Below are 14,618 nucleotides of genomic sequence, written 5' to 3'. Positions count from 1 at the left end.
CAAGCCCCCTTCCACATTGGTTTGTATTGGCAGTTAGATCAGCGGCTCATCCGGCTTCTTGTTCTTCCAGCCATCATTGCCCGGCAGCAGCAGGTTCAAACCAATCGCTACCACCGCACACAGGGCGATGCCCTTCAGACCGAAGTCATCCGGACCCGTCCCGGTTCCCACCAATACGCCGCCAATGCCGAACACCAGGGTCACCGACACAATCACCAGATTGCGCGCTTCACCCAGGTCGATCTTGTGGCGGATCAACGTGTTCATCCCCACCGCGGCAATCGAGCCGAACAGCAGGCACAGGATCCCGCCCATCACCGGTACCGGGATGCTTTGCAGCAGTGCACCGAACTTGCCGATGAACGCCAGGCTGATGGCAAACACCGCCGCCCAGGTCATGATCTTCGGGTTGTAGTTCTTGGTCAGCATCACCGCGCCCGTCACTTCGGCGTAGGTGGTGTTCGGCGGGCCGCCAAACAGGCCGGCTGCCGTGGTGGCGATACCGTCACCGAGCAAGGTGCGGTGCAGGCCAGGTTTCTTCAGGTAGTCGCGACCGGTCACGCTGCCCACTGCAATCACACCGCCGATATGTTCGATCGCTGGGGCCAGGGCCACCGGGACGATAAACAGGATCGCCTGCCAGTTGAACTCCGGCGCGGTGAAGTGGGGCAGGGCGAACCACGGTGCTGCGGCGATCTTTGCCGTGTCGACCACGCCAAAGTAGAACGCCATGGCAAATCCCACCAACACGCCGGAGATGATCGGCACCAGGCGGAAAATACCCTTGCCGAACACCGCCACGATCAACGTGGTCAGCAGCGCAGGCATCGAGATCATCATCGCTGTCTGGTAATGAATCAACTCGGCGCCATCGCCGGATTTACCCATCGCCATGTTCGCGGCAATCGGTGCCATGGCCAGGCCGATGGAAATGATTACCGGGCCGATCACCACGGGTGGCAGCAGGCGGTCGATGAAGCCGGTGCCTTTGATCTTCACGGCCAGGCCGAGGAAGGTATAGACAAAACCGGCTGCCATCACCCCGCCCATGGTCGCCGCCAGGCCGAACTGGTCCTTGGCGAGAATGATCGGGGTGATGAAGGCAAAGCTCGACGCCAGGAATACCGGCACCTGCCGCCCCGTCACCACCTGGAACAACAACGTGCCCAGGCCAGCGGTGAACAGTGCGACGTTTGGATCCAGACCTGTGATCAGCGGCATCAACACCAGCGCGCCAAATGCTACGAAGAGCATTTGTGCGCCAGACAGGATCTGGCGCCAAAGCGGGTCGTTGAATTCATCCTGCATGTTCACGCGTCCTTCTGCTTGGTGCCGAAGATCTTGTCACCGGCATCGCCCAGGCCTGGGATGATGTAGCCGTGTTCGTTCAGGCGCTCATCGATGGAGGCGGTGTAGATCTGCACGTCCGGGTGGGCTTTCTCGACGGCGGCGATGCCTTCGGGCGCGGCCACCAGCACCATGGCGCGGATGTCCCGGCAACCGGCTTTTTTCAGCAGGTCGATGGTGGCAACCATGGAGCTGCCGGTGGCGAGCATCGGGTCAATGATCATGGCCAGGCGTTCGTTGATTTCCGGTACGAGTTTTTCCAGGTAGGTGTGGGCCTGCAGGGTTTCTTCGTTGCGGGCTACGCCGACGGCGCTGACCTTGGCGCCCGGAATCAGGCTGAGCACGCCTTCGAGCATGCCGATACCGGCGCGCAGGATCGGCACCACGGTGATCTTCTTACCGGCGATTTTCTCGACCTGGACGGTACCCGCCCAACCTTCGATGTCGTAGGTTTCCAGAGGCAAATCTTTGGTGGCTTCGTAAGTGAGCAGCGCTCCGACTTCCTGAGCAAGCTCACGGAAATTCTTCGTGCTAATGTCGGCACGGCGCATAAGGCCGAGTTTGTGTCGGATCAGCGGGTGGCGGATCTCGCGAGTGGGCATGGGAAAGGCTCCGGCGGCGGGCAAAAAAACCGGCCTAGATTAATCTATCCGAGGGTGTTGTCCTATAGACATCTAGTACGTTAGTCCATTAAGGCTTGATCGTTGCGCCTCACATGCGTACCTTTGCCCGCTTTTCTTGCCACAGCACCCCTTGGAGAGCGCCATGTCCGCTGATCTCGAGCATATCCGTCAAATCATGCGCGAGGCTGACTGCCTGTACACCGAAGCGCAAGTCGAAGCAGCGATCGCCAAGGTTGGCGCACACATCACCCGCGACATGGCCGACACCAACCCGGTGGTCTTCTGCGTGATGAACGGTGGCCTGATCTTCGCCGGCAAATTGCTGACTCACCTGCAATTCCCGCTGGAAGCGTCCTACCTGCACGCCACTCGCTATCGCAACGAAACCACTGGCGGCGACCTGTTCTGGAAAGCCAAGCCGGAAGTCTCGTTCATCGACCGCGACGTGCTGATCATCGATGACATCCTCGATGAAGGCCACACCCTGGGTGCGATTATCGACTTCTGTAAACACGCTGGCGCACGTAAAGTGCACACCGCCGTGCTGATCGACAAAGACCACGACCGCAAGGCCCGTCCAGAGTTGAAAGCCGATTTCGTCGGCCTGCCATGCATCGATCGCTACATCTTCGGTTACGGCATGGATTACAAAGGCTACTGGCGCAACGCCAATGGGATCTACGCCGTCAAAGGTATGTAACGTATGACTCGCTTTCTTGATCAGACACTGTTTGCCGAGCTGGCCGAGAAAGCGGCCGCCAGCCCCCGTGGCCGGCATCATCACAACTTCCATCAGATGGACGAGCCGTGCCATCGGTTGGCCGTGGGCCTGCAGCCCAGCACGTATGTGCCGCCACATCGGCACTTGAGCGCGGACAAGGCGGAAACCTTGCTGGTTCTCCAGGGCCGCTTGGGCTTGCTGGTGTTCAGCGATACCGGCGAGGTGCTCGCCAAGCGTGTGATGCAGGCCGGCGGTGAATGTTCGGGCGTCGACCTGCCGCCCGGCGTGTTCCATGGCCTGGTGGTGCTGGCGCCCGATACGGTGATGTTCGAGTGCAAGGCCGGGCCTTATCGGCCGGTGGGCGAAGGCGAACTGGCCGATTGGGCGCCCCGTGAAGGCGACGCCAACGTGGCCGAGTATCAACGTTGGATGCTTGCCCAGTTCGATTGAGCTACAGTGCTGGGCCACCTCTTGCGGAGCGGCCCATGAGCCTGTTGATACGCACCTGCGCCGCCCTGGCGTTGACCTTCAGTCTGCCGCTGGCTGCGGCGCCTGCGCCGATGCATGCGCAGTTCCTGCCGCCGGACGATCTCACCCTGCGCGCCGAAAGCCCTGACCAGCAACAGCTGTTGCAAGTCACCGAGTACGCGGTGGTGGTGGGCAACCAGCGTCAATCCACGCAACAGCCGATTCCGGTGACCTCCCCGCTGATGATCCGCCTCAAGGGCAAGTCCCTGAACAAAGGCGCGAGCATCAATCAGGTGGTGCTCAACTTCGATGCCGAAAGCAAAAGCCTGAAAAAGCCGGCATACGATGACAAGAGTAAAACCTTGACCCTGTCGTACCCGCTGACCCAGTACCGAGTGATTGTCGACCTGCTGCGCAATGACACGGTGTATGTGCAGTTCCTCAGTTACGCCAACGGGCATATCTGGGCGGATTTGCATACCGGTGCTGTTCGTACCAAATAGCAACAACACTGAAGATCCAACTGTGGAAGGGGGCTTGCTCCCTCATTGGTTCTTCAGCGCTTTCGAAGCCCGCGCCTCGCAGGTAGACTTCAAACCCCGTGTAAATGTCTGCTGGCTGGAGTCGGTAATGCGTAAAGATAAGAAACAGGTGATTGGTGACGAGATCGGCGACGATCAGATCAAGTTGTTCCTGGACTTCGAGCCGGTTGACGCGACTTCCCCGTCCCTGCACAAACTGATCAAGGCCTACCGCGGCCTGCGTATCGACGACTTCGAGCGCTTCCTGGGCTTTTTCAAGGAGGCCGGCCTGGACCTGGATGGCAAGGATGAGCACGGTCAGACCTTCGTCGACCTGATCAAGGACCAGCGTAACGCCGCCGAGTACATCGAGCTGATCGACAACGCCCGCGGCTGATTCTTCCTGGCCATAAAAAACGCCCCGTTCTCATCGTGAGAGCGGGGCGTTTTTTATTGCGGCAATGCCTTAGGCGTAGCTCTCGGCCTGGTTGCTCTGCTCAACCAGCTCCAGGCTGATGTTGTTCTGCGCGTTGATCTTGCGATACAGCTCAGCATCAGTCTCCAGGACCTTCTCCCGAGCCGGGAAGATCTCGTGCAGCTTGGTCGCCCACTCACCGGCAGTTTTCTCCGGGAAGCAGCGCTCGATCAGTTCCAGCATGATCGACACGGTCACCGAGGCGCCTGGGGAGGCCCCCAGCAGCGCGGCCAGCGAACCGTCCTTGGCCGCGACCAACTCGGTGCCAAATTGCAGCACGCCGCCTTTTTTCGGGTCTTTCTTGATGATCTGCACCCGTTGGCCGGCCACTTCCAGGCGCCAGTCTTCGGCTTTCGCCTCGGGGTAGAAACGGCGCAGGGATTCCAGGCGCTGTTCCATGGACTGCATCACTTCGCTGACCAGGTACTTGGTCAGGTCCATGTTGTCGCGGGCCACGGCCAGCATCGGGCCGATATTGCCGGCGCGAACCGACAGCGGCAGGTCGAGGAACGAGCCGTGCTTGAGGAACTTGGTGGTAAAGCCGGCGTATGGCCCGAACAGCAGGGATTTCTTGCCGTCGACTACGCGGGTGTCCAGGTGCGGCACGGACATCGGCGGCGAGCCCACGGCGGCCTGGCTATAGACCTTGGCCTGGTGGTGCTTGACCACTTCCGGGTTGTCGCAACGCAGCCACTGGCCGCTGACCGGGAAGCCGCCAAAACCTTTGCTTTCTTCGATACCCGAGGCTTGCAGCAGCGGCAGGGCCGCGCCACCGGCGCCGAGGAATACGAACTTGGCGTCCACTTCGCGACTGTTGCCGCTGTTGACGTCCTTGATGCTCACGGTCCAGCCGGCGCCGTTACGCTTGAGGCCGGTGACGCGCTTGCTGTACTTGACCTGGGCGTCCGGTGAGCTGGTCAGGTGGCTGAGCAACTGGTTGGTCAGGGCGCCGAAGTTGACGTCGGTGCCATTCATCACGCGGGTGGCGGCGATTTTTTCGTCGAGCGGGCGGCCCGGCATCATCAATGGCATCCACTCGGCCATCTCGTTGCGGTCTTCGGTGTAGTGCATGTCCGAAAACGCATGGTGCTGGCCGAGGGTTTCAAAGCGCTTCTTGAGGAAGTCCACGCCTTTTTCGCCCTGCACGAAGCTCAGGTGCGGCACCGGGCTGATAAAGGACTTGGACGAGCCAAAGGTGCCCTTCTTGGTCAGGTAGGCCCAGAACTGCTTCGACACCTCGAACTGGGTGTTGATGTGCACGGCTTTCTTGATGTCGATGGAGCCATCGGCGGCCTGGGGCGTGTAGTTCAGCTCACACAGCCCGGCGTGGCCGGTACCGGCGTTGTTCCACGGGTTGGAACTTTCCGCGGCACCCGAATCCATCAGCTCAACGACTTCCAGCTTGAGGCCGGGGTCGAGCTCTTTGAGCAGTACGGCCAGGGTGGCACTCATGATGCCGGCCCCTACCAGTACTACGTCGACTGCTTCGTTATGCGCCATTTAACGCGTCTCCAAAATCTGCAGCACCAAATTGACGGCATGGCTGCCAGGAGTGACGGGGCGGTTCACGTGTTGCCCCAGGTTACCCATGGCCAGGATCGCCATGTCCGTTTCGCAATTCTTTGCAAGTTCAGCACACGCTTCCTGCCGGGCCTAATCTGCCTATGAACGCATTCATGGGCGCCTGTGGCAATTCGACTTATGGTCAAAGCGTGCGATTCGTGCAATCAATCCGTAGCGGACAGGCTCAAGCTCCGGTGTTTGCGGAGTACTCGGTCCTGTGTGGTTGGGCTGTTCCAGACGCTGATGGTGCTTGTACAAACGCCAAACTATTCATTTGCTCGCCACACTCTTGTGAAGTTGTGAAAACCCGTTTTTTTCACGCTCTTTTGAAGACGTGAACCTCAAAAAAGGGCTGCCCCAGCCTGGCACCTGGCCCGCAAACTTCTGCCGACATGCGGCAAAACGGGCAAACAACTCAAGTGGCCGAGCGCAATGGCAGCTCTGGCAGATTCGGTAAAGACGGGTGGTTTGCAAAGGAAACAGCAAGCGCGCCAGCTTCACTCGATCTGTGTGGGCGGCTCTCTGTGGGCGATTCTTGGGGTTAATACCGAGGCATTAACGATGCTGCGAGGCCCGATCAGGAGACGTCCTTATAATCGGGGGGAGATTGTAGCGAAGAACGCCGGAGAAATGGGCGTGTTTTATGACTTTTATTAGGCGTTTGGTCAGGCGGCCAACGGCTGGTGACGGGGCGACCGCGCAGGGCGTGGGCTTACACGGGCGCGGGCCGGCAACGGACGATGCATCCAGCTCAGGCGAATTTCTTCGATTTCCACCCAGCCGTCGCCGACGGGAGGCTGGCTGCACTCTTTGAACGCCTGGCAGCGGCCTTGCGCATCGAGCAGGGCAAACTGGCGAAGGGCGGGCTTGCGCGTAAACAGCGACCAGAGAAAATGCATGGTGATCAACCTCCTGAGATTGAGACCAAGCATGCCAGCCCGGGATGACGAGCCCATGTAAGGCCTGTGACATCTGGGTTACATCGAACCGCAGCGGCGGCGCTGGGTCATAGCTTGTAACTGACGCTAGTTCACTGCAGTGGCGCCCCGCTATACTGCCGGCCTGTCGGTACCTGATTTCTGGAGAGAAGCGCATGTTGCAACGCCTGTTGTTCGGTTTGATCACTGTGACCAGTTTGACCCTGGTTGGCTGCGCCAACAGCCCGCAACAACTCAGCCCGCAACCGAAACTCACCACGCAGTTGGCCCCGGTGGGTCACGGTCAGCCGGTGTCGGTGCGTGTGGTGGACGGTCGTCCGTCGCCGACCCTGGGCTCTCGCGGCGGCCTGTATCCGGAGACCGCGCTCATCTCGGTGACCGGCCAGGACGTGCTGCCCAAGCTGCAAGCGCAGGCTGAAGCGGCCGTGCGCCTGTTGGGCTTCACCCCGAGCCCCAACGCCCCAGGCGCTCCCCAGTTGACCATCACCTTGGCTGAGCTGAAGTACCAGTCGCCCAAAGAAGGCCTGTATGTGACTGAAGCGGCCATCGGCGCAACGTTCAAGTCCGACGTCACCGCCGGTACCCGTCGCTACAGCGGCCGTTACGGTGCGTCGCTGAACCAGCGCTTTGGCATGTCGCCGAACCAGGAAACCAACACCAAGCTGGTCAGCGACGTCCTGAGTGACGCCTTGACCCGCCTGTTCAAGGATCCAAGCATCGGTTCATTGCTCAGCTCGCAGTAACCGCTCAAACAAAAAAACGGGCTCAGCGATGAGCCCGGTTTTTTTATGCCTTCAGTTTCACGCCGCGGTGTCGATACAAAAGTCCAGCATGCTCACCCCCGTCAACAGATCGGCCTCCGGCAAGTCCGCATGCTGGTGCCCGCCAAGGGCGCAATACACCAACCAGTGGCGGTCCTGCACGTTGAACGCGAGGCCGCCGATCAGCGCTTCCTGCTCATCGCTTGGGGCTATCAGATACAGCCGATCCTGGTTGTGCGCGTGCAGCATGACAAGCTCCTGAATGTTCGAAGGGCAACAGAGTGGCTTGTTAAGGTGACGTTCAGGTGACGCCGTAAATTACTGGATACATTAGCCGTCAATGGGGGAGGGAGCATTTCAAGCGCCGGAGGCCACTATCGTTCAGGTTTGTATCTGAATCGATACCACAACACTGTTTTATTGAGGTCTGCGATGGCGCTTCCCGCACTATTGATTAATGCCGTGGCTTTATTGGTGGCCTGCCCAGGTGCAGCGCTGCTGTTCATCACCCGCCTGCGCGAGCAACGCGCCATGGCTGACCTGGCTGCGCAAAGTGAAGAGCGCGCGATCGACCAGCCCATGCTGTTCCTGGATGTGCGCGCCGAGCGGGCAAATCGTGTGGCTTACCGCATCGGGTTCGCCTGCCTTGGGCTGGCGCTGCTGATTTCTTGGATCAGCACTCATCTTTAAGAACACTGCAAAGCAAATGTGGGAGGGGGCTTGCCCCCGATAGCGGTGTATCAGTCAATTAAGATGTCGACTGACACACTGTCATCGGGAGCAAGCCCCCTCCCACATTTTTTTGATCGGTGTTTACAGCGGGATACCAGCCTTGACCCGGTACTGATTGCGCACCGGCGTCGCATATTGCACCACCAGGAACGGCCGATGCTCGGGTGGGCACTCGTTCAAGCGTCGCTCCCACTCAGCCTTCGCCTTGGCCAGTTCATCGGCCGGGAACATGTCGGCCGCCTTCGGCACCTGCAACTGCGGGTCGGCATCGCTCCACTGGGCGTACGCCAGGTAGTGCACCGGGAACAGCCGGTAGCCGCCGAGAATCTGCCGATCCATTTCCACGGCCAGCACTTTGGTGTCTTCGAAACGCTCGGTAATCGGCGGCGCGAAGTTGATATGTACGCGGCCTTTGTAGCCGGTGATGCCCAGGGCAATGCTCACGTCATCTTCGCCCTGCGCCTTGACGTAGGTGCCGGTGGTGGCGCGGATATACAACTCGCGGGCCTTGGCTGCATCGCACGGGTCGTACTCGTAGCTGATGGACACCGGCGTCAGGTTCAGGGACTGGATCACCTCGGCAAACGGCTCGTCCTTGCGGCTGACATGGAACATCTTGAGGATCGCCGACTCGGTGCGGTCATCCCCATCCTTGGCGCGGCCTTCGGCCTGGGCGATCCAGATCGACTGGCAGTCGTTGCGGATCGAATGGTTGATGTAGGCCGACAGCAGGTTGAACGCCGCCATTTTTTCCTTTCGCCCGGTGATCGAGCGGTGCACGATGAAGCTCTTGTTCAGGCGCATCAGGTCGCTGACAAACGGCTTTTGCAGCAGGTTGTCGCCGATGGCGATGCGTGGCGTCGGCAGGCCGGCGTGGTACACGGCATAGTTGACGAAGGCCGGGTCCATCACGATGTCGCGATGGTTGGCTAAAAACACATAGGCGGTGCCCGATTTGAGCTGTTCCACGCCGGTATAGGTAACGCCGTCGGTCGCCCGGTCAATGGTATGGTCGACGTAATACTCGACTTTGTCCTGCAGCGTGGCCACGGTGGTGACACCGGCGAACTCACGGCGCAATTTGCGCGCGATCATCGGCTTGAGCAGCCAGCCCAGGGCGCCGGCAAAGCGCGGGAAGCGAAAGTGGGTCAGGATGTCCAGAAAGGCCTTGTCACTGAACAGCCGGGCCAGCACTGCCGGGACTTCGCTGTCGTTGTAAGGTCGGATGGTATCGAATTCGCCCATCATGCTCTCTTGTTAGAAACGGCTAGGGTAAGTAGAGGAAATACCAGGGTGCGGTCCGGGTAATTGGCCCGGCCGGAAAATAGCCCTGTAAATAGACCGGCGATTATACGCACAAGTCACTTGGGAGACTGCGATGCTGGAAACTGCGCTGTACGATTGTCCTTATTGTGGTGAAGCGGTAGAGACCTCGGTGGATTTATCCGGCGGTGACCAGACCTACATAGAGGACTGTCAGGTGTGTTGCCGACCGATCATTTTCAACCTGCAGGTCCATGGTGAAGAGTGGATGCTCGAAACCCGCAGTGAAAACGAATGACAGGTACGCCCATGCAGCGAATCTACGAACCGGAAAACCTGATGGAAGGCGAGCTGTTGCAGCAAATGCTCGCCAGCGAGGGCATTGAAGCGCACCTGGTAGGGCGCCATCTGCTCGGCGGCACGGGGGAGTTGCCGATCTTTGGCCTGCTGGGGCTGGAAGTGGATAACGACCGGGCGGCTGAAGCCCGCGAGTTGATTACCGCCTATATCGGTGCGCAACCCCTGCCCGGTGATGAACCCGACAGCTTCCCCGACGTATTGGTCTGTTAGGCTGTCGGTCGGTTTACCCCAAGAGTCGTGTTGCCCCATGTGTGGACGTTATGCCCTGTTTCGCTGGAACCCCACCTTTGCTGCCTTGCCGGGCTTCCCGCCCGACCAGCAGGCCCAGTGGAACATCTCCCCGAATGATTCGGTGCTCATCCAGCGCCAGAGCGACGGCCAGCGCACCCTGGCCCGCGCTCGCTGGGGCCTGACGCCGCCCTGGCTGACGGACCTTTCACGCACTCCGGCCCATGCCCGTGCCGAAACCCTGGCCGAGCAACCGATGTTTCGCGAAGCGTTTCGCCAGCGCCGTTGCCTGCTGCCGGCCAACGGTTTCTACGAATGGCGCGGCACCCAGCGCAAACGCCCGTACTGGTTGACACCGGGGGAGGGCTCTACCCTGTTTTTTGCAGCGATCTGGGAGGCGTACCCCGTGCAGGAGCAGGTGTGGCTGAGCACGGCGGTAGTGACCCAGGCCGCCCAGAGTCAGCGCCGGCCGTTGATTCTGGACGCGGCGGGGCAGGCCGCCTGGCTCGATCCCGAGACGCCCTTGCATGTGTTGCAAGGTTTGCTGGCCAGTGAGCCGGTCGCGTTGCGCGAGCGGGTTCTGGCCAACATGGTCAATGATCCCAAGCTCAACGGGCCGGAGTGCCTGACCCCGGCTTGAGCCTTGAACTGATTGGTCAAGCGCCGTTGTCGAGTGCTGTGGGATGTGTCTGAAAATCAGCGGTTACACGTCTGGTGTATCTAGCGCTGATACAAATGAGCGCCTACGATACGCGCCATGTTTTCAGGGCGTCTTTTCAGGGAGAGTGTATTGATGAAGAAATCATTGGCTGTAAGTGTATTGGCAGCAGGCGTATTGCTGGCCGGATGTCAGTCGGTCAACACCACCAGCGGCGGCGCCGTTGGGGTTGAGCGCAAGCAATATATGTTCAGCATGCTGTCGAGCCAGGAAGTCGACCAGATGTACGCCCAGTCTTATCAGCAGACCTTGGGCGAAGCCAGTAGCAAAGGTCAGTTGGACAAGACCAGCGCCAATGCCAAGCGCGTGCAGGCTATCGCCAATCGCCTGATCGCCCAGGCGCCCACCTTCCGCCCGGATGCGGCGCAGTGGAAGTGGGAAGTGAACCTGATCAAAAGCGATGAGATGAACGCCAATTGCGGGCCTGGCGGCAAGATCTTCGTGTACAGCGCGTTGATCGACAACCTCAAGCTCACCGATGATGAACTGGCCGCCGTGATGGGCCATGAAATTGCCCACGCATTGCGTGAGCACGGCCGCGAAGCCATGTCCAAGGCCTACGGCATCGAGATGGCCAAGCAGGGCGCCGGTGCGTTGTTCGGCCTGGGCCAGGACAGCCTGGCGCTGGCCGATACCGTGGCCAACTACGGCATGACCTTGCCCAACAGCCGCAGCAATGAAAACGAAGCGGACCTGATCGGCCTGGAACTGGCGGCCCGCGCCGGCTACAACCCGAACGCGGCCATCACGCTGTGGAACAAGATGGCCAAGGCTTCCGAAGGCGCGCCACCGGAATTCATGAGCACTCACCCGGCCTCCGACAGCCGGATCGCCTCGTTGCAGGCGGCGATTCCGAAGGTGATGCCGCTCTACCAGAAGGCTAAGAAGTCCTGACAATCCAGGTCATGTGAAGATCTAAATGTGGGAGGGGGCTTGCTCCCGATGGCGGTCTCTCAGCCAAATATTCATTAGCTGATCCACCGCTATCGGGAGCAAGCCCCCTCCCACATTGGATTGGGTTTGCAGGCTTGGATCCCTAGATCCAGCCGCTGCTCTGCATGGCCTTGTACACCGCCACAATCGCCAGGACAAAAAACGCCGTAGCCGCCAGTCGACGAATCAACGTCAGCGGCAGTTTCTCCGCCGCAAAATTCCCCGCCAATACCACCGGTACGTTAGCAATCAACATGCCCAGGGTGGTGCCGATAATCACCAGCCACAGTTCCGGGTATTGCGCCGCGAGCATCACCGTGGCGATCTGGGTCTTGTCACCGATTTCCGCCAGGAAGAATGCAATCAACGTGGTCAGGAACGGCCCGAACTTGCGGGTGGTGCTGGCTTCGTCATCGTCGAGTTTGTCTGGCACCAGGGTCCACAGCGCGGTGGCGCAGAAGCTGGCCGCGAGAATCCAGTGCAATACCGCATCCGAGAAGAAACTTCCGAACCACGCCCCCACGGCACCGGCCGCCGCATGGTTGGCCAGGGTCGCGGCAACGATGCCGGCGATGATCGGCCAGGGCTTGCGAAAGCGCGCGGCAAGGATAAGTGCGAGCAGTTGCGTCTTGTCGCCGATTTCGGCCAAGGCAACGATTGCGGTAGGAACAAGCAATGAATCCAGCATCAGGTAGGTTTCCAGGGGCGGGTCGACACGGCTATGACACGTACAGCCTTCCCGCCCCGGGTAAGGTGTGCGTGTCATAGGTCTTGTCAAACCCCGGTCCGTCTGTGCGGACTCCTGGGTCGCATACGCCATGGCCTGTTGACCAAGTATGTTGACGTATGCCGGACGAGCGTGGCGCTCGTGGGAGACTACTCCCCTAGGACGGAGCGGATTCTGCCTAGGCAAAATCCATTCGGCAAGCCTTCTTTTTCAAACGCCCGTCAACCGCGCTTGGCACGGTAGATGCGAAAACCATTGCCTTCGGCCTTGATTGCACACACGCCCAAATGCTCTTCGATCAACGGCTGGTACTTCAGGAAACTGTTGGCGACCAGGCGCAGTTCGCCACCTTTTGCCAGGTGTTTCGCCGCTTTTCGCAGCAAGTTCTCGGTGGCGAAATAATCGGTATGCACCCCGACATGGAACGGCGGGTTGCTCAAAATCGCGTTCAAACCCATCGGCGCGGCGTCGATGCCATCACCGGTCAGCACCTCGGCTTCCAGCCCGTTGGCGGCCAGGGTCAAGCGACTGCTGGCGGCGGCGAAGGCGTCCACATCCAGCATCGTTACGGTGTTGTGCGGGTAGCGACGTTTGACCGCCGCGCCCAACACACCGGCGCCGCAACCGAAGTCCAGCAAATGACCGCTCGGCAGTTTGTCCAGGTGCTCCAGCAACAGCTCGGTGCCGCGATCCAGGCGGCCGTGGCTGAATACACCCGGCAGGCTCACCACCTTGAGCGGCCCTTCGGCCAGCGGTACGTCGAACACCTGCGCCAGGCTCTCCAGCTCGACCGCTTGCGGGGCGTTGGCCACGGTGATCTGCCACAGCTGGCAATGCCGCGCGTTGTCGAGCTTGCGCGGTTTGCCGAAGGGGGCCATCTGCTTGGCGGCGCTTTCGATACCGCCTTTTTTCTCCCCCACCAGAAACAGCTCGGCGCCAGGCAGGCGCGCGGCCACGGCGTTGAGCAGGTAATCGGTGAGGTCCTTGGACTTGGGCAGGAAGATCACCGCTGCATCAAACGCGCGCTCGGGCACGTTCACGCCGAATTGGCTGCGCTCCGGGAAGCGTGCGTCGAGCGCCGCCTGGTCGCCGGCATGCCAGCACCAGCCGTGGGCGTTGGGCAGGCGGCCCAGCAGGTCGTCGGCGGGCAAGCCCACCAGCAGCAGGTTGCCTTGAAAAAGTTCGGCCTGACGAAGCAGTACTTCACTGCGCGGATCCATGGTCTGCTCCTTGAAAAGGGGCGCAGTTTATCAACTGACGACGCGCAGCGGGGCGCCGCAGAAAAAGCCCCGTGCGTTTTCCGCCAGTTGGCCGACGATACGCTGCCGCGCTTCGCGACTGCCCCAGGCATTGTGCGGGGTGACGATCAGTCGAGGAATATCGCCGGCCAGCAGCGGGTTGCCATTGACCGGTGGCTCAACACTCAGCACGTCGGTCGCTGCGCCGCCCAGGTGGCCGCCGCGCAACGCGTCAGCCAGGGCCTGTTCGTTGATCAAACCACCGCGCGCGGTGTTGACGATGAACGCGCCGGGCTTGAGCAGCGCCAGTTCACGGGCGCCGATAAAGTCGCGGGTGTGTTCATTGAGCGGGCAGTGCAAGGTCAGTGCGTCCACCTGCGCGAGCAATTCATCCAGCGGCACGCGGTCGGCACGGGCGGGGCGCCCGGGAATCGCGCCGAGTAGCACGCGCATCCCGAAGGCTTCGGCCAGGCGCGCCACAGCACTGCCCAATTCGCCATGGCCCAGCAGGCCGAGGGTTTTGCCTTCCAGCTCGACAATCGGGTGGTCCAGCAGGCAGAACTGCTTGGCCTCTTGCCATTTGCCGGCGCTCACATCGCGTTGATAGTCCTTCAGGCGCGTCGCCAGGTTGAGCAACAGCATGATCGTGTGCTGCGCCACCGAGGGCGTGCCGTAGCCCTGGCAGTTGCTCACGGTGATGCCATGGGCGCGGGCGGCCTCCAGGTCAACGTTGTTGGTGCCGGTGGCCGATACCAGGATCAGCTTGAGTTCCGGGCAGGCCGCCAGGGTCTCGCTGTTGAGCGGGATTTTGTTACTGATCGCCACCTGCGCGCCTTGCAGGCGCTCGACCACATTCTGCGGCGTGGTGCCTGTCAACAACTGCAAGTCGCTGAAACTGTCTCGCAACTCGCTGAGATCGAGGTCGCCCAGATCCAGGGACGGGTGATCAAGGAAGACGGCGCGGCGATTGTTCGTCATCAACTGTACCTTTTGCGACAGGGT

Annotated in this window: 19 protein-coding genes and 1 riboswitch; of the genes, 10 read left to right on the top strand and 9 right to left on the bottom strand. The window is 60.6% G+C overall.

Annotation, left to right across the window (positions count from 1 at the left end; translation table 11 throughout):
- Positions 1-33: 33 nt before the first annotated feature.
- Together AB1462_RS02430 and upp are read right to left on the bottom strand one after the other, a co-directional pair.
- Complete coding sequence (locus AB1462_RS02430; RefSeq protein ID WP_090409400.1) at positions 34-1,308, bottom strand: uracil-xanthine permease family protein; 1,275 nt, start codon at positions 1,306-1,308, stop codon at positions 34-36.
- Positions 1,309-1,310: 2 nt separating this feature from the next.
- Entirely contained in the window at positions 1,311-1,949 is a 639-nt protein-coding gene (gene upp, locus AB1462_RS02425; protein WP_027604798.1) for a uracil phosphoribosyltransferase, read from the bottom strand.
- A gap of 163 nt (positions 1,950-2,112) precedes the next feature.
- Here upp and AB1462_RS02420 point away from each other — a divergent pair, with 163 nt between their 5' ends.
- The 4 genes from AB1462_RS02420 to AB1462_RS02405 all read left to right on the top strand — a co-directional run bounded on the left by AB1462_RS02420 (position 2,113) and on the right by AB1462_RS02405 (position 4,077).
- On the top strand, positions 2,113-2,670 hold the full coding sequence (locus AB1462_RS02420; protein WP_090409397.1) for a hypoxanthine-guanine phosphoribosyltransferase: 558 nt from the start codon (positions 2,113-2,115) through the stop codon (positions 2,668-2,670).
- Positions 2,671-2,673: 3 nt separating this feature from the next.
- On the top strand, positions 2,674-3,141 hold the full coding sequence (locus tag AB1462_RS02415) for a WbuC family cupin fold metalloprotein (RefSeq protein WP_090409393.1): 468 nt from the start codon (positions 2,674-2,676) through the stop codon (positions 3,139-3,141).
- A gap of 35 nt (positions 3,142-3,176) precedes the next feature.
- A complete protein-coding gene (locus tag AB1462_RS02410; protein ID WP_090409391.1) occupies positions 3,177-3,662 on the top strand; it encodes a hypothetical protein in 486 nt (161 codons plus the stop codon).
- Between the two features lie 127 nt (positions 3,663-3,789).
- Positions 3,790-4,077, top strand: a complete 288-nt coding sequence (locus tag AB1462_RS02405) for a PA4642 family protein (protein WP_003188614.1) — start codon at positions 3,790-3,792, stop codon at positions 4,075-4,077.
- 69 nt (positions 4,078-4,146) lie between these two features.
- Here the strand turns inward: AB1462_RS02405 and mqo are convergent, their stop codons facing one another.
- Both mqo and AB1462_RS02395 read right to left on the bottom strand, forming a co-directional pair.
- A complete protein-coding gene (gene mqo / locus AB1462_RS02400; protein ID WP_367246093.1) occupies positions 4,147-5,655 on the bottom strand; it encodes a malate dehydrogenase (quinone) in 1,509 nt (502 codons plus the stop codon).
- A 728-nt stretch (positions 5,656-6,383) separates the two neighbouring features.
- Entirely contained in the window at positions 6,384-6,617 is a 234-nt protein-coding gene (locus AB1462_RS02395; RefSeq protein WP_367246092.1) for a hypothetical protein, read from the bottom strand.
- A gap of 194 nt (positions 6,618-6,811) precedes the next feature.
- Between AB1462_RS02395 and AB1462_RS02390 the strand changes: the two genes are divergently transcribed.
- A complete protein-coding gene (locus AB1462_RS02390; protein ID WP_053131509.1) occupies positions 6,812-7,399 on the top strand; it encodes a YajG family lipoprotein in 588 nt (195 codons plus the stop codon).
- Positions 7,400-7,456: 57 nt separating this feature from the next.
- Here the strand turns inward: AB1462_RS02390 and AB1462_RS02385 are convergent, their stop codons facing one another.
- Positions 7,457-7,666: a hypothetical protein gene (locus AB1462_RS02385; protein WP_090409383.1), complete on the bottom strand. Its 210-nt coding sequence runs from the start codon at positions 7,664-7,666 to the stop codon at positions 7,457-7,459.
- Between the two features lie 183 nt (positions 7,667-7,849).
- On the opposite strand from AB1462_RS02385, the gene AB1462_RS02380 reads away from it, so the two are divergent.
- Positions 7,850-8,107 carry a hypothetical protein gene (locus AB1462_RS02380; RefSeq protein ID WP_090409381.1) on the top strand — a complete coding sequence of 86 codons (258 nt, stop codon included), beginning with the start codon at positions 7,850-7,852 and terminating at the stop codon, positions 8,105-8,107.
- Between the two features lie 123 nt (positions 8,108-8,230).
- Here AB1462_RS02380 and AB1462_RS02375 read toward each other — a convergent pair whose 3' ends face one another.
- Positions 8,231-9,394, bottom strand: coding sequence for a 1-acyl-sn-glycerol-3-phosphate acyltransferase (locus AB1462_RS02375; protein WP_367246091.1), 1,164 nt, complete (start codon positions 9,392-9,394; stop codon positions 8,231-8,233).
- A gap of 133 nt (positions 9,395-9,527) precedes the next feature.
- On the opposite strand from AB1462_RS02375, the gene AB1462_RS02370 reads away from it, so the two are divergent.
- The 4 genes from AB1462_RS02370 (at position 9,528) to AB1462_RS02355 (ending at position 11,612) form a co-directional block, all read left to right on the top strand.
- A complete protein-coding gene (locus AB1462_RS02370) occupies positions 9,528-9,710 on the top strand; it encodes a CPXCG motif-containing cysteine-rich protein (RefSeq protein ID WP_053131495.1) in 183 nt (60 codons plus the stop codon).
- Between the two features lie 11 nt (positions 9,711-9,721).
- On the top strand, positions 9,722-9,982 hold the full coding sequence (locus AB1462_RS02365; protein ID WP_027604786.1) for a DUF2007 domain-containing protein: 261 nt from the start codon (positions 9,722-9,724) through the stop codon (positions 9,980-9,982).
- A gap of 37 nt (positions 9,983-10,019) precedes the next feature.
- Positions 10,020-10,640: an SOS response-associated peptidase gene (locus AB1462_RS02360; RefSeq protein WP_090409374.1), complete on the top strand. Its 621-nt coding sequence runs from the start codon at positions 10,020-10,022 to the stop codon at positions 10,638-10,640.
- A gap of 153 nt (positions 10,641-10,793) precedes the next feature.
- Positions 10,794-11,612, top strand: a complete 819-nt coding sequence (locus AB1462_RS02355; protein ID WP_090409371.1) for a M48 family metallopeptidase — start codon at positions 10,794-10,796, stop codon at positions 11,610-11,612.
- Between the two features lie 142 nt (positions 11,613-11,754).
- Here the strand turns inward: AB1462_RS02355 and AB1462_RS02350 are convergent, their stop codons facing one another.
- From AB1462_RS02350 to AB1462_RS02340, 3 genes are all read right to left on the bottom strand, one after another.
- The gene (locus AB1462_RS02350; RefSeq protein ID WP_005784895.1) at positions 11,755-12,339 is read right to left on the bottom strand and encodes a TMEM165/GDT1 family protein; all 585 of its coding nucleotides are present in this window, start codon (positions 12,337-12,339) and stop codon (positions 11,755-11,757) included.
- 89 nt (positions 12,340-12,428) lie between these two features.
- A riboswitch (yybP-ykoY riboswitch) is annotated at positions 12,429-12,548 on the bottom strand.
- Positions 12,549-12,599: 51 nt separating this feature from the next.
- Positions 12,600-13,598, bottom strand: coding sequence for a methyltransferase (locus AB1462_RS02345; RefSeq protein ID WP_367246090.1), 999 nt, complete (start codon positions 13,596-13,598; stop codon positions 12,600-12,602).
- A 30-nt stretch (positions 13,599-13,628) separates the two neighbouring features.
- Positions 13,629-14,594, bottom strand: coding sequence for a 2-hydroxyacid dehydrogenase (locus AB1462_RS02340; protein ID WP_259192296.1), 966 nt, complete (start codon positions 14,592-14,594; stop codon positions 13,629-13,631).
- Positions 14,595-14,618 lie beyond the last annotated feature (24 nt).

The sequence above is a fragment of the Pseudomonas sp. SB113 genome, assembly GCF_040754745.1.
GTDB lineage: Bacteria > Pseudomonadota > Gammaproteobacteria > Pseudomonadales > Pseudomonadaceae > Aquipseudomonas > Aquipseudomonas grimontii.
The sequence above is the reverse complement of the archived record's forward strand: the minus strand, read 5'-3'. Positions and strand labels throughout refer to the sequence as shown.